This is a genomic window from Bdellovibrio sp. HCB209, from assembly GCF_047306065.1.
In the GTDB taxonomy this organism is placed as follows: Bacteria; Bdellovibrionota; Bdellovibrionia; order Bdellovibrionales; family Bdellovibrionaceae; genus Bdellovibrio.
On sequence record NZ_CP178618.1, the window covers coordinates 289,460 to 314,727 of the forward strand.

The 25,268-nt window shown below is 45.1% G+C and carries 23 protein-coding genes; 14 read left to right on the forward strand and 9 right to left on the reverse strand.

What is annotated here, in order from left to right; all coding sequences use genetic code 11:
* Positions 1–10: 10 nt before the first annotated feature.
* Both ACLVWP_RS01525 and ACLVWP_RS01530 read right to left on the reverse strand, forming a co-directional pair.
* Positions 11–1,651 (reverse strand): hypothetical protein, encoded by a 1,641-nt coding sequence (locus ACLVWP_RS01525; RefSeq protein ID WP_413559577.1) that lies wholly within the window; start codon positions 1,649–1,651, stop codon positions 11–13.
* A 49-nt stretch (positions 1,652–1,700) separates the two neighbouring features.
* Complete coding sequence (locus tag ACLVWP_RS01530) at positions 1,701–2,042, reverse strand: HNH endonuclease (protein WP_413559578.1); 342 nt, start codon at positions 2,040–2,042, stop codon at positions 1,701–1,703.
* Positions 2,043–2,389: 347 nt separating this feature from the next.
* On the opposite strand from ACLVWP_RS01530, the gene ACLVWP_RS01535 reads away from it, so the two are divergent.
* The 10 genes from ACLVWP_RS01535 (at position 2,390) to dinB (ending at position 11,987) form a co-directional block, all read left to right on the forward strand.
* Complete coding sequence (locus ACLVWP_RS01535) at positions 2,390–2,869, forward strand: FKBP-type peptidyl-prolyl cis-trans isomerase (RefSeq protein WP_413559579.1); 480 nt, start codon at positions 2,390–2,392, stop codon at positions 2,867–2,869.
* Between the two features lie 242 nt (positions 2,870–3,111).
* Entirely contained in the window at positions 3,112–3,603 is a 492-nt protein-coding gene (locus ACLVWP_RS01540; protein ID WP_413559580.1) for a YajQ family cyclic di-GMP-binding protein, read from the forward strand.
* Between the two features lie 129 nt (positions 3,604–3,732).
* Positions 3,733–4,071: an RNA recognition motif domain-containing protein gene (locus ACLVWP_RS01545; protein WP_413559582.1), complete on the forward strand. Its 339-nt coding sequence runs from the start codon at positions 3,733–3,735 to the stop codon at positions 4,069–4,071.
* 112 nt (positions 4,072–4,183) lie between these two features.
* Complete coding sequence (locus ACLVWP_RS01550) at positions 4,184–4,783, forward strand: arylesterase (protein WP_413559583.1); 600 nt, start codon at positions 4,184–4,186, stop codon at positions 4,781–4,783.
* Positions 4,780–5,445 carry an ABC transporter ATP-binding protein gene (locus ACLVWP_RS01555; protein WP_413559584.1) on the forward strand — a complete coding sequence of 222 codons (666 nt, stop codon included), beginning with the start codon at positions 4,780–4,782 and terminating at the stop codon, positions 5,443–5,445. Before ACLVWP_RS01550 ends, ACLVWP_RS01555 begins: the two co-directional genes overlap by 4 nt.
* Positions 5,446–7,992: an ABC transporter permease gene (locus ACLVWP_RS01560; RefSeq protein ID WP_413559585.1), complete on the forward strand. Its 2,547-nt coding sequence runs from the start codon at positions 5,446–5,448 to the stop codon at positions 7,990–7,992.
* A gap of 3 nt (positions 7,993–7,995) precedes the next feature.
* The gene (locus ACLVWP_RS01565) at positions 7,996–9,012 is read left to right on the forward strand and encodes an L-threonylcarbamoyladenylate synthase (protein WP_413559586.1); all 1,017 of its coding nucleotides are present in this window, start codon (positions 7,996–7,998) and stop codon (positions 9,010–9,012) included.
* Positions 9,013–9,091: 79 nt separating this feature from the next.
* On the forward strand, positions 9,092–9,943 hold the full coding sequence (locus ACLVWP_RS01570; protein WP_413559587.1) for a GNAT family N-acetyltransferase: 852 nt from the start codon (positions 9,092–9,094) through the stop codon (positions 9,941–9,943).
* Between the two features lie 89 nt (positions 9,944–10,032).
* A complete protein-coding gene (locus ACLVWP_RS01575) occupies positions 10,033–10,878 on the forward strand; it encodes a lysophospholipid acyltransferase family protein (RefSeq protein ID WP_413559588.1) in 846 nt (281 codons plus the stop codon).
* A 32-nt stretch (positions 10,879–10,910) separates the two neighbouring features.
* Entirely contained in the window at positions 10,911–11,987 is a 1,077-nt protein-coding gene (dinB, locus tag ACLVWP_RS01580) for a DNA polymerase IV (RefSeq protein ID WP_413559589.1), read from the forward strand.
* Positions 11,988–12,038: 51 nt separating this feature from the next.
* Here the strand turns inward: dinB and ACLVWP_RS01585 are convergent, their stop codons facing one another.
* From ACLVWP_RS01585 to ACLVWP_RS01595, 3 genes are all read right to left on the reverse strand, one after another.
* Positions 12,039–12,185, reverse strand: a complete 147-nt coding sequence (locus ACLVWP_RS01585; protein ID WP_413559590.1) for a hypothetical protein — start codon at positions 12,183–12,185, stop codon at positions 12,039–12,041.
* Positions 12,186–12,303: 118 nt separating this feature from the next.
* On the reverse strand, positions 12,304–12,663 hold the full coding sequence (locus ACLVWP_RS01590) for an arsenate reductase family protein (RefSeq protein ID WP_413559591.1): 360 nt from the start codon (positions 12,661–12,663) through the stop codon (positions 12,304–12,306).
* Positions 12,656–13,723 carry an agmatinase family protein gene (locus tag ACLVWP_RS01595; RefSeq protein WP_413559592.1) on the reverse strand — a complete coding sequence of 356 codons (1,068 nt, stop codon included), beginning with the start codon at positions 13,721–13,723 and terminating at the stop codon, positions 12,656–12,658. Before ACLVWP_RS01595 ends, ACLVWP_RS01590 begins: the two co-directional genes overlap by 8 nt.
* 150 nt (positions 13,724–13,873) lie before the next feature.
* On the opposite strand from ACLVWP_RS01595, the gene ACLVWP_RS01600 reads away from it, so the two are divergent.
* From ACLVWP_RS01600 to ACLVWP_RS01610, 3 genes are read left to right on the forward strand one after another with little or no spacing between them, the layout of a single operon-like run.
* Entirely contained in the window at positions 13,874–15,493 is a 1,620-nt protein-coding gene (locus ACLVWP_RS01600; RefSeq protein ID WP_413559594.1) for a peptide-binding protein, read from the forward strand.
* Positions 15,494–15,517: 24 nt separating this feature from the next.
* Positions 15,518–16,552, forward strand: a complete 1,035-nt coding sequence (locus ACLVWP_RS01605; RefSeq protein WP_413559596.1) for an ABC transporter permease subunit — start codon at positions 15,518–15,520, stop codon at positions 16,550–16,552.
* Positions 16,549–17,580, forward strand: coding sequence for an ABC transporter permease subunit (locus ACLVWP_RS01610; protein WP_413559598.1), 1,032 nt, complete (start codon positions 16,549–16,551; stop codon positions 17,578–17,580). Before ACLVWP_RS01605 ends, ACLVWP_RS01610 begins: the two co-directional genes overlap by 4 nt.
* Before the next feature lie 60 nt (positions 17,581–17,640).
* Here the strand turns inward: ACLVWP_RS01610 and ACLVWP_RS01615 are convergent, their stop codons facing one another.
* From ACLVWP_RS01615 to leuS, 4 genes are all read right to left on the reverse strand, one after another.
* Positions 17,641–18,333 (reverse strand): BON domain-containing protein, encoded by a 693-nt coding sequence (locus ACLVWP_RS01615; RefSeq protein ID WP_413559599.1) that lies wholly within the window; start codon positions 18,331–18,333, stop codon positions 17,641–17,643.
* Between the two features lie 143 nt (positions 18,334–18,476).
* Positions 18,477–19,046 (reverse strand): hypothetical protein, encoded by a 570-nt coding sequence (locus ACLVWP_RS01620; RefSeq protein WP_413559601.1) that lies wholly within the window; start codon positions 19,044–19,046, stop codon positions 18,477–18,479.
* A 310-nt stretch (positions 19,047–19,356) separates the two neighbouring features.
* Positions 19,357–21,261 (reverse strand): biosynthetic arginine decarboxylase, encoded by a 1,905-nt coding sequence (speA, locus tag ACLVWP_RS01625; RefSeq protein ID WP_413559603.1) that lies wholly within the window; start codon positions 21,259–21,261, stop codon positions 19,357–19,359.
* Positions 21,262–21,327: 66 nt separating this feature from the next.
* Positions 21,328–23,733 carry a leucine--tRNA ligase gene (gene leuS, locus ACLVWP_RS01630; RefSeq protein WP_413559605.1) on the reverse strand — a complete coding sequence of 802 codons (2,406 nt, stop codon included), beginning with the start codon at positions 23,731–23,733 and terminating at the stop codon, positions 21,328–21,330.
* A gap of 476 nt (positions 23,734–24,209) precedes the next feature.
* On the opposite strand from leuS, the gene ACLVWP_RS01635 reads away from it, so the two are divergent.
* Positions 24,210–25,214, forward strand: coding sequence for a diguanylate cyclase (locus ACLVWP_RS01635; protein ID WP_413559607.1), 1,005 nt, complete (start codon positions 24,210–24,212; stop codon positions 25,212–25,214).
* Positions 25,215–25,268: the final 54 nt, after the last annotated feature.

The window sequence follows — 25,268 nt, forward strand, 5'->3', positions numbered from 1 at the left end:
TGTCTCTCTTTTATTTTTCAAGATTCTTAAGTCGTTTGCGCATTGTCCACAATAGATGGCTGATATAAGGACGACGGCTTTCGCCCGTAGTTACCATCAAAAGCTTGGTGATTTTTAAGTTCACCGCATCTGTGTAAAGTAGGATCAACATCTCGTAGATAAAGTTCGTATTTAGGGTTACGTGGTTGTCTGTACCCACGCCAAGCTGCACGCCTTTTTTCTCCCACCAAGAAAACGGGTGGTCTTTATAGTCTTCAAACTTACCAGTCAGTTTGTTATTCGAAGACGGCAGGGAAACTAGAGTCACACCTTTTTGGATCATACGATTCAAAACGTCATGCTGGTAGTGCTCTACCTCGCGGGCTGTGTGGAACTTTGCTTTAACCAACAAAACTTTTTCATCTTCGTTGAGGCGCTCGCCCTTCAGGAGTTTATCCAGAACATGGCGATTGTCGGCCCAATCAAGTTCAGTGAGCTCACGGTACAAAGGATCTTTTTCAGTGAAACCTTTGCCCTCTTCGTTGCGTTTAACGAAATCCTGATAAAGACGGTGGAAGTATTTATTTGGATTAATACCCAAGCTGATACCGTGCTCAAGTGTGTCGATATGCCAAATGTTCATGGCATTATCCACGGCCTGAATACCTTTTTTAAGCGTGTGCCAAGTTTCGCCGTGATGCGAACGGATCTTGAAACCGCGATACTGCAATTTTCTAAAGCCAGACTTCATTTCGTTGAAATGTTCTTTGCGGTAAAGCTCGCGCTCGTCACCCACGGTGTCGGCGTCAGTCATCACTTTTTGTAAGTGAGGATACTTATCCAGCATGTGAACTAATTCATCGATTTGAGCCATGAAGTGCTCTTTACGAGTCTTAAAGTTTTCCGCATCAAAGTGATTGGCTTCTTTACGGAAAGACGGGGAAAGGATGAATTTAAAATTACTGTGCTCATCCTGAAACTTTTTAAATCCGTCATAAAGCCCCAGAACCACATCTTCCGGAGTGACATCATCAATCCCTGGAATTTGTTCCGAAGAACTGGAAGTGGAGCGTGATAAAGAAAACTTAAGACGGACAGAACCCACGTTGAAGTTGTAATAAAGATCGCGGGCCATATGGTACGCGGCCTCGGCGTGAACTTCGCGATTCAAAAAGATCAACTTAGGCAGATACAAAATCTTTAGATAGCGAGCAAAGCCTTCGTTTTCTTGAAGACGGATTAACTTATCAACGTCCTCTTCGCTACGGATTGGCAAAGCCTGGGGACCGTAAACTTCAGTGATCTTTTGTTCGTAGATGGCCTTGTCCGGACCCTCTAAAAGTTTTTTCAGACGAGGGTAAATAAAATCAGCAGAGATCGCGCCCGTTAAATGAATATGCTCTTCATGATACTTCAGAGGAAAATTTTTGAAGAATTCAAACAATGCGGCGGAGAGTGGGTGCTTCAGCAAAGTCGTGATTGTGATTTCGTTGACTTGAAAGCTATTCAAAAGATCGCGGAAATCAAAAACTTGGCGATAAGCCTCTGGATGTCTTTGTTTTAGATCAGAAGATAGCAATAGATCCAATGTATCTGACAAAGAGATACCATTGGTTTCACTGATAATTGTAGTCAGAGCTGCGACCAGCTGAGAGTGAATGTCCTTATTCACGCAAGCCCCCTTTTATCAAGGTTAGCTGGGAATAAGGACGATGTCACGACTATCCGATTTTTAAGAGCAGGTACGGAGCCCAGTCGGGCGGAACGTGATCCGCGCTGATTTCCAGTGCCAGTGTAGGCAACCAGTTTGGAGCGCGCGGCTCAGTGAGCAAAGGCATATTCGCTGTGCGTGGAGTGCGATTCGCTTTACGCTGATTGCAGTCACGGCAAGCAGAAACAACATTTGTCCAATTTTTCGGTCCGTTATGAGAGGCAGGTACGACGTGATCAAGAGTGAGCTGTTTGGCGTTGAGTTTTTCGCCACAGTACTGGCAGGTATAATTATCGCGGATATAAACGTTTTCTCGACAGAATCGGACAGCATGGCTGCCCCTCGGTTTCACGTACGTTTTGAGACGAAGTACGCTGGGGAGCTGAAACCTTCGCTGGAAGGACCGGGCGAAAGTCTGGTGATACTCAAGTATCTCCACTTTGTCTTGAAACCACAATATTAAGGCCTTTTGCCAACTTACAACCCGCATGGGCTCGTAGCTTGAGTTAAGCAGTAAGGACCTCAGTGAGGTCATGTGCTGCATGTATCCCCCGTTCTGGTGCGTTCCTAAACACTAGTATATCTAATATTGGAACGTAATTTCAAGCGCATACTCGAATGTGTGGGAGTTGAGGGCTTTTATATTGCCAAAAGGCTAGGAAAAGTGGGATACGGACGTATCAAATAAGGAGACTCATTATGAGAAGAGTATTGGCATTTAACTACGTTCTAAAAGGCCCAGATGGTCAAATCCTTGATAAATCTGAAAAGGGTCAACCGTTGCCATACCTTGAAGGTGCAGGACAAATCCTTCCAAAACTTGAAGAGCAAATCAAAGACATGAAAGAAGGCGACAAAAAAAACGTTAAGCTTTCTCCAGCAGATGGTTACGGCGAAGTTCGCGATAACATGTTCATGGAAGTTCCTAAAGAAGAACTTGCTCACCTGCCACAACTTGAAATCGGCGCGCACTTGCGTTTGGAATTGGGTCAAGGTCAACACATCGTTCGCGTAAGCAAAATCACAGACACTCACGTAACTCTAGATGGTAACCACCCTCTAGCTGGCCAAGCGCTTGAGTTCGATATCGAAATGATGTTGATCAGACCAGCCACACCAGAAGAAGAACAACACGGCCACCCACATGGGTTGCATGGGGATGCAGGTCATCACCACTAGAACAGTTGGTGAAAACGGCCCGACTGCTGCGTTGTCGGGCTCTCACTTGCTCTCCGGCGTACTTTGAGTACGCCTACGTGGCAGCGAGAACCCTCCGCCTTGCATTCGAACCGTTTTGACCAACTGCCTTCTGCGACGTTTTGTTGAGAGAGGGGAAGTTGGTTTTTGTTTTTTTGGGATGTTTGAAATTACTATTTTCGATTGTCGAATTTCGATTTTCGAAAAATTTCGGAGAAATTTTTATGCCTTCGTTTGATATTGTTTCTGAGTTGAATCTTCAAGAAGTTGATAATGGGATTAATCAGGCTCGTAAAGAGGTTGAGGGTCGTTATGACTTTAAGGGGAGTAAGGCTGAGATTGGTTGGGATAAGGATAAGAAAGAAATTAGTTTGTCTGCTGAAGATGAATATAAAATCGAACAAATGGGTAGTATCCTTCAAACTAAACTTCACCGTCGTGGAGTCGATATCAAAGCTACTAAGTTTGATAAGATTGAAGCTGTTGGTGGTAAGATGCTCCGTCAAAAGGTCACTTTGCAGCAGGGTATTGACCGCGAAGTAGCTAAAGAAATCATTAAAGCGATTAAAGACGCTAAGTTAAAAGTTCAGCCTGCGATCAACGATGATAAAGTAAAAGTTTCTGGAAAAAGCATCGATGAATTACAGGAATGTATAGCTCTAATTCGTTCAGGTAGTTACGCGGTTCCATTGCAATTTAATAATATGAGATCGTAAAATTGGTCTTGCACGGAAATTGGGCTATGCTAGCCTTAATCTAGTTTACCCAAGTTCCCCGTGTGAGTATCGATTTTAAGTTGTTCGAAGGCTTCCTCGGGTTTTTAAAACGACCATAGGAGGTCTTTCGTGGCTAAGAAGTTATACGTAGGCAATTTGCCTTACACAGTAGACGATGAGTCTCTACACAATCACTTTGCACAATTCGGTGCAGTTGATTCCGCAAAAGTTATCATGGACCGTGAAACAGGTCGCTCTAAAGGCTTCGGCTTTGTTGAGATGACTGACGATTCAGCTGCTGACGCTGCAATCGAAAAAGGCAACGGCATCGAAATGAACGGCCGTGCTTTGAATGTTTCTGAGGCTCGTCCTCAAGCACCTCGCGAAGGTGGTGGTCCTCGTCGTGGTGGTTTCAATAACAACCGCGGTGGCGGTAACGGCGGCGGTCGTCGCGACTACAATCGCTAGTTTTATCGATTGTTAAATTAACAAAAATGATTTGAGCCCCGAGGGAAAACCCCTTGGGGCTTTTTCTTTCTGGCCTTGTACAAAGACCAGTTAAGATGTTTGATAGTCCTCTATGAGAAGTCTAATCATCACGTTCGTACTTTTATTCTCGTCGCTCTCTTTCGCACAAAAAAAATTAATCGTCCTGGGTGACTCCATCACTGAAGGTTATGGTGTTTCTAAAGAAGCGGCTTATCCCGCTCTTTTTGAAAAGAAGCTTCATGATTCTGGTAAGAAAGAGTGGACCATCGTGAATGCAGGTGTCAGTGGATCGACAACTGCTTCTGGAATTTCCAGAATGAAGTGGTTGTTTAAATCAAAACCTGATGTGGTGTTTTTGGCTTTGGGTGCGAACGATGGTTTGCGCGGATTGAAAGTCGAAGAAAGCCAAAAAAATCTGGCAACGGCGATCGAGTATGCGCAGAAAGAAAAAGTCGAAGTGATTTTGGGAGGACTTTATATGCCTCCGAATTACGGTAAAGACTACACCGATAAATTTAAAAAAATGTATGAGGACTTAGCTAAGAAGTACAAGCTGACCTTCATTCCGTTCATCCTTGATAAAGTCGCTGGAAATCCTAAATACAATCTTGCAGACGGCATTCATCCAAACGAAGAAGGTCACAAGATTATCGCTGATACGATCTTTAATGCATTGAAAGGCAAGTTATGAGTTTAACCCTTAAAGACATTCGCAAAAGTTTTCATCAAGGTGACACTGAAGTCGCAGTACTAAAAGGGTTGAATGTCAGCATTGAACCAGGACAGATCGTATCGATCGTTGGGCAATCGGGCAGTGGTAAATCAACGCTGCTTTCGATTTTGGCGGGTCTAGAAAGAGCAGATCGTGGGGAAATCTCTGTGGATTCTGTGAATCTTTCGCCGATGACAGAGCAACAGCTCACGTTGTTCCGTGCGCAGAATATTTCTATCGTATTCCAGCAGTATCATTTGATTGCGCATTTGACGGCGTTAGAAAACGTTGCGCTAGCTCTTGAGATCTTAAAAATGGAAAATCCGAAAGCTCGTGCTGAAGAAGCGCTTCGCGAATTGGGATTGGGCCATCGCCTGGATCACTTTCCAAGTCAGTTAAGCGGTGGTGAGTGCCAACGTGTTGCGATTGCTCGTGCTTTGGTGGTGAAGCCAAAAATCTTATTGGCCGATGAACCAAGTGGAAACTTGGATACACACACAGGTGATAAGGTCATGGATGTGTTCTTTGATGTGGTTCGTAAACACAACATCACCACTGTTCTGGTTACTCACAGTGAAACCTTGGCAAAACGTTGTCAGCGCACTCTTCGCCTCGAAGAAGGCATGCTAAAGGATCAATAGATGATTTTTAAATTAGCACTTCGCGAGCTGGTGCGCAGTTGGCGCTTTGGCTTGTTCTTTATTTTCAATCTAAGTTTGGGTTTAACGGGCTTCGTATCTTTGCAGGCCTTCAATGTGACTTTGCAAAGCGAGCTTGAGAAGAACGCCAAAAATATTCTTTCAGCAGACTTAGCGGTTTCCGCAAGACGTGAATTGACTGAAGCTGAACAAGAACAAATGAAGTCTGTTCTGCCTCCAGGAACACAGACGGGCCGCATGTATGAATTCTTTGCGATGATGAATTCTAGCAAGGGTTCGCGCCTGGTTATGGTGAAAGCCGTTGATCAGAGTTATCCATTCTATGGAACTCTGGAAATGCAAAGCGGAAAAAACATCGGACCTGGCAGTGAAAAAGAAATCCTAAGCTCTCGCAAAGTATGGATCTATCCAGAGTTGCAGCAACAGATGAATTTGCAAGTCGGCGACCGCCTGCAAATTGGAAAATTGGATCTGGAGATTTCTGATGTCGTTAATCGCGACGAAACCCAGACATTCCGAATGGCTTCCTTGGCTCCACGTGTGTACGTCGATTTAAAACTACTGCCGGAATCTGGTTTAATTCAGTTCGGAAGTACGTTCACTCAAGCCTATCAGTTTAAGTTTCCTGAGGGCACTGATGAAGCAAAAGTTAAAGACGATATGTATTTGAAGCTAACAGATGCGGCGATTTCAGTAGATACGCCGACATCTGCGGGCGAGGATTCCGGTCGTCAGCTGGGTTACCTATCTGACTATCTGGGATTGGTCGCGATCATTGCGCTCTTTATGTCAGCACTTGGTGCTGCTTATATCTATAGAATGTTCCTTTACAGTCGCATGAAAGAAATTGCGATCCTAAGAACATTGGGTTTGCAGAGCATACAGGCCGTGGGTGTTTATGTTTTGCAGGCGTCAATGCTTGGATTGCTGGCGACATTGCCCACGGTGGCTTTAAGTGAAATTGTTTTGCCAGTTTTGACTAAGGTTCTGGGAAGCTTCACGCCATTTAATTTGAAACCAGAAGTTGCGATGGAAGCATGGGCCTTGTGTCTGCTAATGGCGGTGTTGGGTTCTTTTGTAGTGAGCCTTCCGTTCCTAATGAAGATCTATGATCTGAAAGCTGCAAAACTATTCAGCGAAGAAAAATTCGCGGTGAATGAAGGCAGCTTCCGAGTTTGGCCATTTATTCCGGCTATCTTGGTGTTCTATGGTCTTTCTGTTCATCAAGCTCACTCTTGGAAAATTGGATCTCTGTTTGCGGGATCTTTGGTTCTAACGATTGGCTTGCTGTTGCTTTCTGGATATTTCGTTCTGAAATTTGCTGGCACTCTTAAGAATTTGAGCCGTTGGTATTTAAAGTTCAGCTTCCTGGGGCTTTCACGTCGTGCGGGTGCAAGTCTTGCAGTTTTCGTGGCATTAGGTCTTGGGGCACTTCTTATTAATATCCTGCCGCAGCTGAAGAACTCACTTCAGGCAGATTTACAGATTGATCAAAAGTCTGCTCTGCCATCGCTGTTCATGTTTGATATTCAAGATGAGCAGGTCAGCGGCATTGAAGACGTCTTAACTAAGAACAATGTTCAGGCTCTAGCAAACTCTCCAATGGTTCGCGCCAGAATCCTAAAAGTAAATGGCCAAGATTATGAAAGAAAGATCGAAGCCCAAGGATTCAAAACGCGCGAGGAAGAACGCGAAGCGCGCTTCCGTAATCGCGGGATGAATCTTTCCTACCGCGAAAAGTTGTCAGAAAGCGAAGAGATCATTGAAGGTCGCCCGATGGCGCCGTTGTTTGATCCAGAAAAGAATAAAATTGCAGAGCTTTCTGTAGAAATGCGTTTTGCGGATCGTATGAACTTCAAACTGGGCGATAAGATCATCTTTGACGTTCAAGGTGTCGAGGTTGAGGGAGAGATCGTCAATCTTCGTAAAGTGAAGTGGACGACATTTCAACCGAACTTCTTTGTCCTGGTTCAAAATGGAGTGCTGAACGACGCGCCTAAAACGCACATCACAGCGATTCCGTCTTTGCCTCCGGAACAAAGAGCATCTCTGCAAAATGAATTGGCGGCGAAGTTCCCCAATGTTTCAGTGATCGATGTGGTTAGAACTGTCGATGATGCCTTGAAAACCGCTGATAAAATGAGTTGGTCGCTAGAGCTTATGGCTTACTTGGCTCTTTTCACGGGTTATATCGTTCTGTTTTCAATCGTGCGCAGCCAAATTAAACTGCGCCGTTGGGAAATGAATATGCTTAAAATCCTAGGGGCCAGCCATCGTGAGGTGGCAGGGTTTATCTTAACTGAATTCGCATTCCTGGCTTTTGTAAGCTCGTTTTTAGGCTCTTTCCTAAGTGTGGGAGTAAGTTTTGCCCTGAATAGGTTGATTTTTGAGGGCGGATTCCAGTTCTCACTCACTCAGCCATTGATTTCAGTGGGGATAATTACTGCTTTAAGCCTATTGATCTCTTTCCTTGCTAGCGCAGATATTGTAAAAGAAAGTGCTTTGACGATCTTACGCGAGGAAAAATAGTTCATGATGTCGAATAACGAGGCCTTAAAAAAAGCCCAACAGATTCTGGAAGAAGGGGGAGTCATCGGACTTCCCACGGAAACTGTGTATGGGTTGGCTGCTCGTATCGACATGCCTCCGGCGATTGAAAAGATCTTTACGACCAAAGAGCGCCCCTTTTTCGATCCATTGATTGTTCATGTCTCTTCGATTGAGATGGCAAAAAAGGTGACGGCATACTGGGGACCTGCTTCCCAAGCCTTGGCGGAAGCTTTTTGGCCGGGTCCTCTGACTTTGATTTTGCCTAAAGATAACTCCATCAACGGAATGATCACATCGGGATTGGAATCAGTTGGGATTCGTATGCCCAACCATCCTTTGGCGTTGGCACTTATTCAAGAGGTCAATGTTCCTTTGGCGGCTCCAAGTGCTAATAAATTTGGCCGTACCTCGCCAACGTCTGCTTCCCACGTGCGCGTAGAATTTAAAAATGAAAATGTTTTTGTTCTAGATGGTGGCGACTGCCAAATTGGGATCGAATCGACGGTTCTTTTGGTTCGTCATCGCCCTGATAAAGTAGAGCTTTCGATTCTTCGTCGCGGCCATGTCTTGAAATCAGATCTTGAGCGCGTTCTTGAGGCCGGTGGCTTCACTTTCGAGTTTATTGAGAAAATCGATAAGCGCGAGTCCCCAGGTCATATGAAACATCACTATATGCCACCGATTCCGTTGATCGTAAGCTTAACGGCAGACCGTAAGGTCGAAGACATCCTTAAAGAAGTAAACGAAAAGATTACGCAACTTCCGGATGAAATCGAAAGCATCAAGATCATCAAACCTGCGGGCGGGATCGCTAAGGCTGAGGTTTTAAAACTCTCGGCCGATCCGTTGCTAGCGACGCGTGAATTCTATGGAAAGCTTCGTGATGCTGCCATCAAGGGTGCGGACTGTATCGTGTTCTACCGCGAACCTCATCAACAGGGCGAGCGTTGGGAATCTCTTTTTGATCGCTTGAATAAAGCGGCGTCACTTATTCTTTAGTCGGGATTCCAAACCAAATCCTGTAAGTCCTCTGATCTTCTTCTGACAATGTTAAGAATAAAACTTCGATAAGCTGTGCATGAGATTCAACGGAGGAATCAAGATGTTCACAGCACTTCAGTCCTTTTATCAGCTACGCACTCACAAACTTCACAAGTTTAAGTCTAAAGTTAATATTAACGTTGAAGTCGGCCCGTTCATCTTAAAAACGGTGACTGACACCGAAGAACTTCGCGAGGCTTTAAGCCTTCGTTGGGAAGTTTTCCACGCAGAGATGCTGGGAAAAAAATCAGGTCGCTTGGATATCGATGCCTACGACTACGATTGCGATCATCTGATTATCAAAGAAAAGCGCACGGGCAAGATCATCGGGACTTACCGCATTCGCTGCTCTCTTCATACGAACAACTTTTACTCTTCTAATGAATTCAATCTGGACACTTTGTTGCAACAACCGGGTGTTAAGATCGAACTAGGTCGTGCATGCATTGAAAAAGAATTCCGCAGAGGTGCCGTTATATCTATGTTATGGCGCGGGATTGCTGAGTACATGAATGCCACAGATGCTAAAATCCTTTTTGGATGTGCAACTGTGATGACTGAAAATCCGCAGGAAGCAGCTCTGCTTCAGGCCTACTTTGAAAACGAAGGCCGTGTGGCTGAGGCTTTCAAAGTTCGTCCAACAGCGGATTACTCTTTGCCAGGTATTAAAGAGGCTAAGGCTCAGTACCAAGACTCTCTCACGGAGACTCAGAGAGAGACGGCTGAAGCTTTGATGCCACCGTTGTGCCGCGCCTACTTAAAGATTGGCGCGTTCATCGGTGGTGAGCCTGCTTGGGACCGCGACTTCCGCTGTGTAGACTTCTTGACCATCCTTCAGCGCGAAGACCTCAACAGCACGTTGTGGAAACGTTTTAAGATGGGTTCTTAACCAACTTTAGTTTAGTTGAGATCTGAGAATCACTGGCATATGAAACGTGACTTGACCATTTTGTCGGTAGACACACTATAATGGTTCTCGTGGAAGCAATTACGTCTATTTTTCGTGGCAGTTATAAGGCCGTTATCTTTTTATACTATTTGATCGTTTATATGATCACGTCGCTCTTTATTGCGGCGGTAACTCGTGATCGCAATAAGCGTCGTCGCAGATTTTCTGCTAATGCCAGTAAGTACTGTGGGCTGATTGCTCGAAATGCTCTTCATATCAAATTGAACGTCATCAATAAACCGCCTGAAAAGCATCAGGGGAGTTTACTGGTCGCGAACCACATGGGCTTCGTGGATATCCTGTTACTTGCGGGAATCGAGCCGATGTCTTTCATTACCTCCAATGAAATGCGCGAGACTCCGCTGTTGGGTCCGGTGACTGAGCTTGCTGGTTGCTTCTATGTTGAGCGCCGCAGCCGCACTAAAATCCTATCGGAGATGAAGCGTTTGGCGAATTCTTTGAAGGATGGTTTGAATATCGTTCTGTACCCTGAAGCAACGTCCACAAATGGCGAGAGAGTGCTTCCCTTTAAGCGCACATTGATGATGGCAGCAGCTGAGGCGGGTGTACCGATTCAACCCGTTGTGATCAATTTTAGAAGCATTAACGGTGAGGCTTTCAATACTCGCTGGCGCGATGCTGTTTGCTGGTACGGAGATGCGACCTTTGTGGAGTATTTCTGGAAAACTCTGCGTTTGAAATCCGTTGTTGCTGAGGTGGAGTACTTGGAAATCCTTTACCCTGGTCCTAACGATGATCGTGGTGCGATAGCCGATAAGGCTCACGCGATGATTTCTGCGAAGTTCGTACCGGTTCAACAAGTTTCTGGTAATGCGGCGCCAATGCCTACAGACCTTGAGACAGACCCCACTTGACCTGCTAGTTTAAATATGTAAATAATGTGTAAATGAAGAAGATTATCCATGTGGATATGGACTGCTTTTACGCGGCCGTCGAGGTGAAATACAATCCGGAGCTCAAAGGGAAACCTTTAGGCATCGGTGGGCCTCCGAATACTCGCAGTGTTCTTTGCACTGCCAGTTACGAGGCTCGTAAGTTTGGAGTTCGCTCGGCCATGCCCTCTTCCCAAGCTGTGCGTCTGTGTCCTCAGCTGATTTTAATCCCTCCACATTTTGATCTGTATAAAGAAGAAAGCCGCAAGGTTCGCGAGATCTTTGAGCGCTTCACTAAGAAAATTGAACCTCTTTCTTTGGATGAGGCTTATCTCGATGTCACGGATTGCAAGGAGTTCGGTGGCAGCGCCACTTTGATCGCTCAAGAAATTCGTCGCTTGATTTACACCGAATTAAAACTGACTGCCTCTGCGGGAATTGCCCCGAATAAGTTCTTGGCCAAGATTGCCAGTGATTGGAAAAAACCAAACGGGCAATTTGTGGTGCGTCCCCAAGATATCGAGGGCTTCGTAACCGAGCTTCCTGTTGAAAAGATCTTTGGTGTGGGTAAGGTGACTGCGCAAAAGATGCATGAACTGGGACTTCATACTTTAGGGGACGTGCAAAAGTACTCTGTGCCCGAGCTGCATCGTTGGTTTGGTTCTCGCGCTCAAGATTTGTATGACTACGCTCGCGGCATCGATGATCGTGATGTCATCACAGAGTGGGAACGTAAATCTCTGACAGTCGAAGAAACTTACAACAAAGACTTAATGACCTTCGAGGAGTGCAAAGCGCGCATTCCGGGTCTGTATGAAGATTTCATCGGACGTTTGGAGCGCGGTCAGTATCAGGATCGAGTCAAAGGCATGGTCGTGAAACTAAAGTTCTTTGATTTTAAATCCACCACTCACGAAGAAGTCGTTCATGGCATTCCCACCGAGGAAGACTTTGAAAGACTTTTGGAAAAAGCTTGGCATCGTCGTGCAGTCGCTGTGCGTTTGATCGGTTTGGGTGTGCGTTTAGGATCAGATCAGAAAAAAAAGAAGGATGAGGTTCTTGACTCATCCCAACTTAAATTCGCAATTTAGTTTTTCGTTTGCGTTTTATAGTCGTTATCTAATTTTCAGCGCATCTAATTTTTAATGTTTTGGATGCTGCTGATTTATATTCGTGTATTTATCACGATGTGGTTTATCGAGCTCTTCACCTTTATTAAATTTTACTATCAACCAGAGTGCTCCAAATACGGCTACCATGGTGATGATTACTACTGAGAGGCTGATCATATAACCTCCTCTTTCTTTACTTAATCATTATTGCACAGGTAGTTGCGAAGATACTCGCATGGATACAAAAGGCCTGCTCATTGCGAGCAGGCTCGTAAAATTTGCTGTCAGCGGACAATTAGAAAACTTTTTTCCACTCGTCTTCTTTAAAACCAACAAGGGCCACGTCTTCGCCAAGTGCGAAAGGACGTTTCACAAGTTTGCCGTTTTCAGAAAGAAGTTTAATTGCTTCAGCTTCAGTCATCGACGGAAGCTTTTCGCTCAACTTCATTTCTTTGTACATCACTCCTGAAGTGTTGAACAAATTGCGGATAGAGCCGCCGCGCTCTTTAAGCGCAGCTAGCATTTTCTTAAGCTCCGTTTGTGACGGAGCCTTATCCACGATTGGAAGTTTTTGGTAAGAAACTTTCTTAGCATCCAAGAACTTCAAAGCTTTTACACATGTTGAGCATTTCGCGTATTCGTAAACTTTAAGCATTTGATTTCGCCAACCAACCGCACATTTTATAAAGAATACGAGCGCCCACGTTTCCGTCCCACTCAACTTCATGAGGTTCCAAGCCACCTGTGGATACTTCATTCAAGTCAAACGCGATGATCTTGCGACCAGAGTTATGAAGTTCACGGAACAAGAAGAAGATTTGATCAACGCTCATACCGCCTGGAACTGGAGTTCCTGTGTGCGGGCAGAATGCTGGATCAAGACCGTCGATATCAAAAGAGATGTAAACGTTTTGTGGAAGCTCTTTCAAAATGTCTTGGCAGATTTTTTCCCAAGTTTCGCCTTTAAGCATGCGACGCTTAAGTTCCAAGTCATAGAAAGTTTTGATGTCTGGACGAGCTTCAGAGAAATCATATTCCTCTTCGCAGAAGTCACGGATACCAACTTGAACCAATTTTTTTGGTTTCTTAGCATCAGTCATCACGTTGTACATGATCGATGCGTGAGATTGTTTGAAACCTTGATAAGCAACACGCAAATCCGCATGCGCATCGATGTGCAAGACACCGAAGTCACCTTTGAATTTATCGCTCACTGCACGAATAGCTCCAAGCGGAGTGGAGTGATCTCCACCGACCATACCCAAAAGTTTCCCTTTGTTCAGAACGTCAGAGCACTGATCGTAAACCCATTGTGACATTTTCTCGCAAGCAGCATTCACTTCGGCAGCTAACTTATCCATCTTCGCTGTGTCATCGCTCATGCTGGTGCGCATTCCGATTAATTCTTGAGCAATGGCTTTGTACTTGTCGTTTTGTTGCATCAAATCTTCAGGCAATTCACGCATGTGGTAACCCACTTCGTAAGCCTTGCCGACTTCGATATCAAAGAGATCAATTTGCTCGCTGGCATCACGGATGATCTGAGGACCACGCGATGCGCCCTCGCCGTAAGATGTTGTAACTTCCCATGGAACTGGGACGAGTACGACTTTGGATTCTTCTTCAGTCATTGGAATTCCGAAGATTCCAAACTCTGCTGAAATAGTGGTTGTGGGATCAAATTTAGGTGTAGTTTTTTCTGTCTTTTCAGACATTGCTTATCTCCTTGAAAACGCGCTAGAATCTATAGCATTTAAACAACGTGTCAATCGAGCAATAACTTGATTATTTTTGGCGCATAACCCATTTTAAGCCCACTTTGGGAACTATACAATTTCCCAGCGAAATTCTTTGGAGGAAACACAATGAATATGAAGGCTCTTCTGCTACTCGTAGTGAGTTCAGCTTTGACCGCTCCCGCTTTCGCCACTGCACCTAATACATCTGCAGCTCAAGGCGGAAATTTCGTTATTAATCTTGGCGGTGAGCCACCTACAGTTCACCCGATTACAAGCACAGATACATACGCTTCTGCTGTTCAAGCATACGTTTGTGAAGGTTTGTTGACTCGTGACTCTGAAACTTACGAGTGGAAAGCTCGTTTGGCAGATAAATGGGAAGTTTCTAAAGATAATAAAGTATTCACGTTCCACTTGAACAAAAACGCGACTTTCCATGACGGTAAACCTGTTACTGCGGAAGACGTTAAATTCTCTTTCGACGCTATCTTCAACCCAACATATGAAGCTGCGCATCTTCGTCCATACTACGAAGGTTTGGCGAAAGTTGAAATCGTTGATCCATACACTGTTAAATTCTTCGCTAAAGATTCTTACTTCAAAAACTTTGAATCTGCTGCTGGTTTGACTGTAATTCCAAAACACGTTTACAGCGATGCTGCTAAATCTAAAAAAATGAACCGTGAGCTAGTGTGCTCGGGTCCATACAAATTGACTAAATTTGACCGTGGTCAAATGATTCAATTGAAAAAGTTCGATAAATGGCACGGCAACGGCAATGCTATCTACAAAGGAACTTACAACTTCGATACAATCACTATGCGCTTCTTCAAAGACGAAAACGTTACTTTGGTAAGAGCTGAAAAAGGTGAGTTGGATTATATCGATCTTCGTATCGAATCTTTCATGAAGAAAACTTCTGGCCCAGCTTGGGGTAAAGCAATCATCAAGCACAAAGTTGCGAATGATTCTCCAAAATCATACGGCTTCGTAGGTTGGAACCAACGTAAAGAAATCTTCCAAGATAAAAACGTTCGTATCGCTTTGGCTCACTTGCTAAACCGCGAAGAAATGAACAAAAAATTCCGTTACGGCATGTCTGATCTTGCGAACGGTGCTGTTTACATCAAGTCTGAGTACAACCCAGGCAACAAAGCTATCGAGTTCAACACGAAAAAAGCTCAAGAGCTTTTGTCTAAAGCTGGCTGGGCTGACGCTGATAAAAACGGTGTTCTAGAAAAAACAATCAACGGTAAAAAAGTTGAATTCAAATTCTCTCTTCTTTATGCAAACAAAGATGTTGAGAAATATTGGACTATGTACCGCGAAGACTTGAAAAAAGCCGGTATCGACATGGAATTGAAGTACCTTGAGTGGAACTCATTCTTGAAATTGGTTGATGAAGGTAACTTCGACGCTGTGACTATGGGTTGGGGCGGTGGCTCCGTTGATCCAGATCCAAAACAAATCTGGCACTCTTCTGGCGCAATTCCAGGCGGTTCTAACTTTATCGCTTACAAAAATCCTGAAGTAGACAAGCTTATCGATGAAGCTCGTGTTGAGCCGAACAAAGCTAAGCGCGTGACTATGCTGAAAAAAGTATACGCAAAAATCGCTGAAGACGCTCCGTACGCGTTCCTTTTCAACGATAAGTATGAATTTTATGCAAATTCATCTCGTATCGGCACGCCTGCAGAGACATTCAAATACGAAATTGGTAAAGACTACTGGTGGGTTAAACCTTAATTGTAACTTCTCGGGAGTAGGACCTTGTTCGTATACCTGATCCGTCGACTTTTGCTGATGATCCCGACTTTTTTCGGGATCACTGTTGTAACTTTTGTGCTCATCAATTTGGCTCCTGGTAGCCCTATTGAACAGAAGCTTCAAGCCATCCGCTTTGGTGCGGGTGCTGCTGGTGGCGGCGGCGGAGCATCTAGCGTAAGCGGCCGTGGTGACACGGCTGTGAACGAAGAAGTTATTGAGGCTCTAAAGAAACAATATGGTTTCGATAAGCCAATTCATGTTCGCTATCTTATCTGGCTAAAAAATATCTCTCGCTTGGATTTCGGCGAAAGCTTCACTTACCAAGAGCCAGTTATCAACGTAATCAAAAGTAAATTGCCAGTCTCTTTGACGTTCGGTCTATTCACTTTGTTGCTGACGTACATCGTTTGTATTCCGTTAGGGGTGCGTAAGGCGATCACGGCAGGGACAGGATTCGATAAAATTTCAACGATCTTCCTAAATCTGACGTATGCGATCCCACCTCTAATCTTGGGTATCCTATTGATCGTTGTGTTCGCGGGTCGTTTCAATTTGTTCCCATTGGGTGGTTTGCAGTCTGACGACTACGAATCCCTAACGACTTGGGGCAGATTCATTGACCGTGCTCACCACATGGTTCTTCCTTTGATTTGTTATACTATCGGCGGCTTCACAGAGCTTTCTATCCTTATGAGAAACTCTATGCTCGACGTTGTTAAATCTGACTTTGTTCGTACGGCTCGCGCTAAGGGTCTATCTGAAAAAGTCGTTATCTATAAACATGCTTTAAGAAACGCATTGATCCCAATCGCTACTGGTTTGGGTGGTTTCTTGGGTGTGTTCTTGGCAGGTTCTCTAGTGATCGAGCAGATGTTCAACCTTGATGGTATGGGCTTGCTTGGTTATCAATCTGTTATGGCTCGTGACTACAATGTGATCATGGGTATTACATTTATTTCTGCGATGTTGATGATGGTAGGTCGTATTTTGAGCGACGTTATCTATGTCCTTATCGATCCAAGGATTGATTTCAAATGATGGATCCAATTCAAAAATACCTTATTAAGAATGAACTTACGCTTAAACGTTATAGACGCTTTAAGCGTGACCGTGTTGCGGTAGTTTCTATCTGGCTTTTGCTTGCTATGTTCTTCTTCAGCTTCACGGCTGAGTTGTGGGCAAACAATCAACCGCACATCGTTCATCACCATGGCAAAACTTACTTCCCACTATTCAAAGACTACCATCCGTCTGAATTCGGTCGCGATGATATCTATGTGATGGACTACCGTTCTCTTGAAATGAAAGAGGGCGATTGGGCTGTTTGGCCGATCATTCAGTGGGACCCGTACGAATCTAATAAAACGGTTGATACTTATCCTTCAGCTCCTACGAAAGTAAACTGGCTGGGTACGGATGAGAGCGGTCGTGACGTGATGACTCGTCTTCTTTACGGTTTCCGTTACACGATGATCTTCGCTATTGGTGCTTGGATCTTCACTTACATCATAGGTATCACTATCGGTTCTGTGATGGGTTACATGGGTGGCCGTGCGGACTTGGTTGGTCAACGTATCGTAGAGATCGTTGAGTCTGTTCCATATCTATTTGTATTGATCACGATCATTTCCATCTTTACTCCAAACATCGCGGTTCTTGCTGCCTTGTCTGCGGTTTTGGGTTGGACTGGTATCGCGGCTTACATGCGTGCTCAGTTCCTTTCATTACGTAAGCGTGAATATGTTGAGGCGGCATCTGCGATTGGTGCGACTCACGGACGTATCATTGCTAAGCATATCTTGCCGAATGCATTGACTCCGATCATCACGTTCGCGCCGTTTGCGATCTCTGCAAACGTATATGCTCTTTCTATGCTTGATTACTTGGGTCTGGGTCTTCGTCCACCAACACCTTCATGGGGTGAGTTGATGGCGCAAGCTCAGAAATGGTTTACGATTGCTGAGTGGTTGGTGTGGGGTCCGTTGGTTGCCATCGTGATCACATTGATCCTTCTGAACAATATCGGTAAAGCAGTTCGCGACGCCTTCGATTCAAAGATGGCTTAATAAAGAAAGGGCAACGGAAGTTGCCCTTTTTCTTTTGAACATTAGATCGTAATTCCGCAATTAGGCCTGCCGTCCAAAAGTTCTTCTTCCGCCGAAGCGAACCCCGACATCTGAAGTTCTTTTCACTCGGATATGATTGGTTACATCAATCACACCAAAGCAATTAACTGAAATATCTTCTGCTAAATAGCGCATTTTTCTTTCGGGAACGAAGCCCGTCAACGTCACGATCCCGTCGCTGACGGCGACGTCAATGTCTCGTCCGTCAATGCCTCGGTGTTGCGATAAGATGTGCGAGATATCTGCTTCGATGGCTTTGTCGTGACGGCGAACCCCACGCGAATCTGCTTCTGCAGAGTAATCGTGCTCCTGGCGCAGGCGTTTTTCCTGTTCGTAGTTTGAACTGGAAACAAAGTCCCGCGGCAAGGGGCGAGTGGCATCGTGCGAGTATCCTGTGTTGAAGTCAGGGGAGGCGTAACGAAGGTGTTCGCGATTTTCTTCGTAATTGTAAAATCCATCAGTGGATTCGTCATAATCACGATCAAAGCCGCGAACGGTTCGTTCGGATTGATGATATTCACTATTATCGTTGTAGCTTTGTTTGAATTTACGTCGGGCTTCTGCGCGTGCTTGCATTTTTTCTTCGCGCAGGGATAGCTCTTCGGGAGAAAACTGAATTTCACGGCGTTCATGTTGTAGGGATCTAAACTCTGAATCGCGACGGCGGGGTGGATGATAGTTTGAGCTTCGCATCTTAAACTCCTCATGCTCAGGTTGATGAGTTTAGGATGACATGAAAATGCAAAAAGGCCCCAGAGGGCCTTGCGCAATATTTCAGAAAACAAAGACGGGACTGGCAGAAGGTTCTGCTGGGCTGGTCTTAAGATTTATCCGTGCTACTGATGACGAATCATTTTGCAGAAGACTGCAGACGAAACATTTCCACCCTTGTCTGATGTACTTCCGATAACAAATAGATTCTTTTTGCTCGCATCGCTGCGATAAGAATAACGAATGTCCGTTTCGTCAAAGATGTGTGCCAACTCTACGTTGTCTTCATTCTGTTTTGCAGGACTTAGTTTTGAACCGCGCTCTTCGAAGTGTTGTTTCATTTCTTGAGACGTCATGTCTGCCAAAGGATCTTCTTCATAAAAGAAACTGAAGATACCGCTGATGCCCAATGAGGATTCGTCTTTTTGGAAAACAAAACCGCCGTGGTGAGCTTTCCCAGAATTGTAGTTAGGGCTTAAGTGAAAACATTTTCCTGAGTAACCAATCAAGGATTGATCGAGAAATCTTGCGGAACCTTCTTTGTAGCCATCGACGATGTTGTTCATTTGCTCGGAGCACACGCCGCCATTGCAGATTGAAGTAGGATCTACAATCGGTCCCGCAGTGGGTTCTGCTTTAGCTGTTCCAGTGATTGTGCTTAAAAGAATAACCAAAGAAGAAAAAATGTATTTCATAAAATGAAGGTCTCCAAAGATGACTCTCATCAGCTTTTCAATTGGCGACCAGACGGTCAAAAGGTACGGCCTTACCTGCGAGTGAATTGGTACATAGTCCTGCGAGAGAGCTAGATATAGGGAGGGGTTTGTCGTCGCGAGTGCGGGAGAGGCTTATGGAGAGCCAAAGAGAAAATTATAAGTCCAGCTTAAGGTACGTCCTTACTTCGAAAGGTAGTAACTACCTTTCGAAGTAAGGACGTACCTGGGAAATAAAAAAGCCGACTTGTTTTCAGCAAGTCGGCTTGGAATTTTTGGAACTTAGGAAAAACTATTCAGCTTCTTCTAGGTAAGTGTAACCAGAAAGACCTTCTTCATAGTGCTTGATCAAAAGTTTCGCCTCTTGCTTCGTGATAGAACCTTTTTGGATAGATTCCTCAGTTGCTTGACGAACGTTATCAACCATTTCTGATCTGCCGTACTGAACGTAAGACAATACTTCAGTCACTGTGTCGCCCGGAACGTAGTGGTCAATTGTGTAACCCACACCGTTCAAAGAGATATGAACTGCGTCTGTATCGCCGAACAAGTTGTGAAGGTCGCCCAGGATCTCTTGGTATGCGCCCGTTAGGAATACGCCCAAGTAGTACTGTTCGCCATCAGTGAATTTGTGCAGACGGATAGTGTCTTTAGATTCACCAGAAACTGTGTCGATGAATTTTTCGATAACGCCGTCAGAGTCACAAGTTAAATCCGCAAGTGTTGCTTCACGCACAGGCTCTTCGCCCAAGCGGTGGATTGGCAATACTGGGAACAACTGTCCAACCGCCCAAGAGTCTGGAAGAGATTGGAACAAAGAGAAGTTCGAGTAGTAAGTGTCGCACAACTCTTTAGACAATGCTGCGATGATGTCTTCAGTATCTGGAACTGTTTTCGCCAATTTCACCATTTTAGTGGCGATAGTGAAGTACATAGACTCACACCATGCACGTTGTTCCAGAGAAAGAACGCCGTAAGTGAAAAGCTGCAAAGTTTCATTCTTAGATTGCTCAAGGTCATTGAAGCATTCGTTGATATTGTCTTTGTTAACTTTCTCAAAGATGTACTGCATGTCTTGCATGATCGAAGGATCAGATTTAGTTGCAGGACGTGGAGGTTCGTTACGGTGAAGGTCGTTCATACCCAAAACGTTGAAAACCAAAACCGAGTGATGGGCTACCAAGAAGCGGCCAGACTCAGTCACGATGTTTGGATGTGGAATGCCTTTTTCGTCACAAAGAGTTTGAACAGTTGAAACGATGTCGTTCGCGTATTCTTGCTCAGAGTAGTTCACAGAGCTGTCAGAGTGGCCTGAACCGTCGTAGTCGATACCAAGACCGCCGCCAACATCTAGATATTTAAGACCTGCGCCCATCTTGTGAAGTTCAACATAGAAACGCACGCCTTCTTTCAAAGAAGACTTGATAGATTGGATCGCAGGAACTTGAGAGCCGATGTGGTAATGCATCAGTTCCAAGCAATCAAGCATGCCTTCAGCTTTAAGGTACTCAACGCCGTCAACGATTTCAGAAGCCGTCAAACCGAACTTAGAACGAGCACCAGAAGAATCAACCCATTTGCCCGCACCTTGAGTGTTCAATTTAGCGCGGAAACCGATTTTTGGACGAGTGTTGAATTTCTTCGCCACGTCCACGATCATTTTCAATTCTTCTTTACGGTCTACAACGATGATCGTGTTGCGACCTAGTTTTTGTGAAAGGATAGCTGTCTCGATGTATTCAGCATCTTTGAAGCCGTTACAGATGATCAGCGCGTTTTCAGTGCTCATCAACGCAAGAACTACCAAAAGTTCTGGTTTAGAACCGCACTCAAGACCCATGTTGTAGTCTTTGCCGTATTTTACTAGTTCTTGAACCAAGTGACGTTGTTGATTCACTTTGATTGGGTAGACGCCGTTGTAGTTACCTTTGTAACCATGGTCAGCGAATGCTTTTTTAAAGCAGCCATTCAAAAGTTCAACGCGTGATTTTATGATGTCAGGAAATCTGATCATGATAGGAACGCGGATACCACGGTCCAAAAGATCTTGAGTCAATTCGTGAAGGTCAACAGAAGGACCATTTGCACCCATCGGAGTAATTGAAACAGTACCCGTTGAGTTAATTCTGAAATAACCGTTGCCCCAGTTGTTAATACCGTAAAGCTCCGCGCTTTTTTCAGGACTCCAATTAGACATCTTCGTTGGCCCTCGCATCCCCCGGGTTTTCCGGAGTTGTTATGCTAGGGCCATCAGAAGATCGCCCTAGGCTTTGATTATCAAATTCAAAATCTTACCGGCTTTGTAGATCACCTTATCAGGATCTTTGCCAGAAAGTGCAGAATTAACACCAGGCACGGCTTTCGCCGCGGTCAGTGCTTCCTCTTCAGAAGCAGCAACCCCAATTTCGATCGTGCCGCGCATTTTTCCATTCACCTGCACGCCGATTGTCACAGTGTCATCAGCGCAAAGGTTACTATCATAACTTGGCCATGGAGCCAAAGAGCAAAGTCCTTGGCCGCCCATTTTTTCCCACAATTCTTCAGCCAAATGCGGAGCAAAAGGAGCCAAAATCTGTGCGAGTGGTTTTAGAACCAGCTCAGAGCGGCAGTCAGCCTTGTAAAGGTCATTTACCAGGATCATCATTGCCGCGATAGCCGTGTTAAAGCTCATGCTTTCCACGTCGTCAGTGACTTTTTTGATCGTTTTATGAAGTAATTTCTCAATTGCTGGCGGCAAAGCGTCCTTAGTCGCCACGTAATTACCGTCGTCAGAAACAACAAGGCGGCCTACGCGGTCCAAGAAGCGTTTTACACCGTCGATACCAGTCGGAGACCAAGGTTTGTCGGCGTTCAAAGGACCCATGAAGCTGATGAAAGTTCTCAACGCGTCCGCACCGTGAGTTTTAGCCACGTCATCTGGAGAAATCACGTTTCCACGAGATTTCGACATCTTCTGATTGTCAGGTCCCAAGATCATCCCTTGGTGAGCCAATTTTTTGAAAGGCTCGTCATGAGTCACAAGACCGCAATCAAAAAGAACCTTCATCCAGAAGCGTGAGTACAACAAGTGACCTACTGTGTGCTCAGGTCCGCCCACATAAAGATCCACTGGCATCCAGTATTTCTCGGCTTTCGCGTCGAATGGAGCCACGTCATTGTTTGGATCGATGTAACGAAGGAAGTACCAAGAAGAACCCGCTGCACCTGGCATTGTGTCTGTCTCGCGACGACCTGTTTCGCCATTTTGTGCTTTGTAGTTCACCCATTCCTGAATCTTAGCAAGGGGAGCCTCACCAGTTTCAGATGGTTCATAGTCAGCAACTTCTGGAAGCATTACTGGAAGTTCGTTGTATGGAACGCCAATTTGCTTGCCGCCCTCAAGGTTGACGATCGGGAACGGTTCGCCCCAGTAACGTTGACGAGAGAACAACCAGTCACGAAGTTTGTATTGAACTTCGCGTGTACCCAGTTTGCCATTTTCCAAATGAGCGATCATTTTGCTGATTGCTTCGTTTTTAGAAAGACCATTTAGGAAATCAGAATTAACAAGTTTACCGTCGCCCTCGAATGGCAATGTATCGCCACCTTCAAGAACGCGCTTAACAGGCAAATTGAATTTCGTCGCAAATTCATGATCGCGAGCATCGTGACCAGGAACTGCCATGATCGCGCCAGTTCCGTAATCAGTCAGAACGTAGTCAGCAATCCAGATTTCAACACTTTCGCCATTCACAGGATTGATCGCATGCGCACCAGTGAAAACACCAGTTTTATCAGTCGTAGCTTTACGCTCAACCTCAGACTTACGAGATGTCGCCAAAACATAGTCTTCAACAGAAGCATGTTGTGGTTGAGTCGTAATGCGCTTAACAAGAGGATGTTCTGGCGCCAAAACCATAAAGCTAACGCCAAATAAAGTATCCGGGCGAGTCGTGAACACTTCAAAAGACAAATCAGCTTCGTCTTTCACTTTGAACATCACGCGTGCACCTTCAGATTTACCAATCCAGTTACGTTGCGCTTCTTTCGTGCGTTCTGGCCAATCAACTTTATCTAGATCGTTCAAAAGACGTTCAGCATAGTCAGTGATTTTAAGCATCCATTGTTTCATCGGAACGCGGATCACCGGGTGACCACCACGCTCTGACTTACCATCGATAACTTCGTCATTTGCCAAAACTGTTTTAAGTTCTGGGCACCAGTTCACAGGAACTTCTTTTTGGTAAGCAAGTCCACGCTCATAAAGTTTCAAGAAAATGAATTGAGTCCATTTGTAAAACTTAGGCTCTGCCGTGGAAATCTCGCGGCTCCAGTCAAAGCTAAATCCAAATGATTGAAGAGTTTTACGGAAGCTCTCGATCGCTTTTTCAGTCGTGATCGCAGGATGAATCCCAGTTTGAATAGCATACTGTTCAGCAGGCAAACCAAACGCATCGTAACCCATTGGGTGAAGAACATTGAAACCTTTAGCACGCTTATAGCGAGAAACGATATCGCCAGGAGTGTAAGAAGCCATGTGACCAATATGCAAACCAGATCCAGAAGGATAAGGAAACATATCAAGCGCATAGTATTTCGGCTTAGAAGAAGTCGCCTCAGCCTTAAAAGCCTCAGCATCCGACCATTTCTTCTGCCACTTCTTCTCAATCTCAGTAAAATTCAAACTCATAAAAAACACTCCAAGAAGCTCAATTTAGATCCAACATAACTATCGAAAAATCCTCGTCATTTCAACGAGAAACCCAATAATGACCGATACCCCCAACCTTCCACAAAGTTCACGAAAAAACCTCAGGCGATCTCCAACTGCATTTCTCTTCGATTTTTACCCCGAATTGAATCCTATTGCGTCTCATCTCTAGTTGTTCTTTCTCCTCCCCCAAAATTCTTTGCGGAGCCGGAGGGGGATGAAGGGGTAGTTAGTTGCAAGTTCCGCAGCGAGCCAAAGGTCAGATTTCAAGAAACCTAAACCAAAACGAGCGAGGACTGTCCGAAGCAAATAACTACCCCTTCATCCCCCTCCGGGGACTCCACAAAGGACTAGGTCGAGGGGGCAAAAACAACCCAGTACATAAGACTGAATTTTGGACTCAATAAGAGCCAGAAATTAACCGAAGAGAACGTCAAAGTTATACTGGTGTGTAGATGAGTAGTGGTTTTGAAACTAGTAATAAACATCCTAAAAGTCGCCGTATTCTAGTAATCGACGACGATCCAGACAGTTTAGAAATACTGCTGGAGCCTCTCCGTTGGGAAGGCTATGATGCGCGCGGAGTGACGACAGAGGGTGAAGCTCACAAGCTGATCGAGTCGTGGATTCCTCATGTGGTTATTTTGGATTGGATGGCGCAATCGATGGCGGGCCTTCGTGTGCTGCGCACGATTCGTGAACGCCTCTCTCATGTTTCTTGTGTTTTTGTCTCTGAAAATTCACACACAGAAGCGATCATTGAAGCCCTGGATTCGGGTGCGGACGATTACATTGTAAAACCTTTTGTTCCTCTTGAGTTGCTAGCGCGCATTCGCTCGCAATTGCGTATCCGTGATCTTCACGAGCAGTTGTTGTACGCCAATGATAAACTCAAAGAGTTGGTTGATACGGATGATTTGACGAATCTGTACAACATGCGCTCCCTTTATCAACGCTTGGATTTCGAGATGGAGCGTGCAAGACGCTTCGGTCGTGATGTTTGCGTCGTGATGATGGACATGGACTATTTTAAAACCGTAAATGATGGTCATGATCACTTGTTCGGAAGCTATGTGCTGTCTGAGGTGGGTAAGATCATCCGTGCGTGTACTCGTAATATCGATATTCCTGCTCGTTACGGTGGTGACGAATTCTTAGTTGTTTTGACAGAGACCAATCACGAAGGTGCGATGCATTTCTGTGAGCGCCTGCGCGAAAACATTGAGAAAACGACTTTCCGCAATGGCGAGGACTCTATCAAACTGACGGCTTCCGTTGGCTTTGCTATTACGGTTCCGGGCGAAAACATCGGGGCGAAAGAGTTGGTTCGGAGAGCGGACCATGCCTTGTACGATGCGAAACGCCGCGGTCGTAATCAGGTTTGTCATTACAAGCCAGAGGACAACAAAGTGGTGGAGATCATTCCGCCATCATTGGGTCGCAAAAAGTCCGCTAGCTAATCTGTATTAGGTCAGCACAGCTGATCGACAAGTAATTATAAATTCATTGACTGT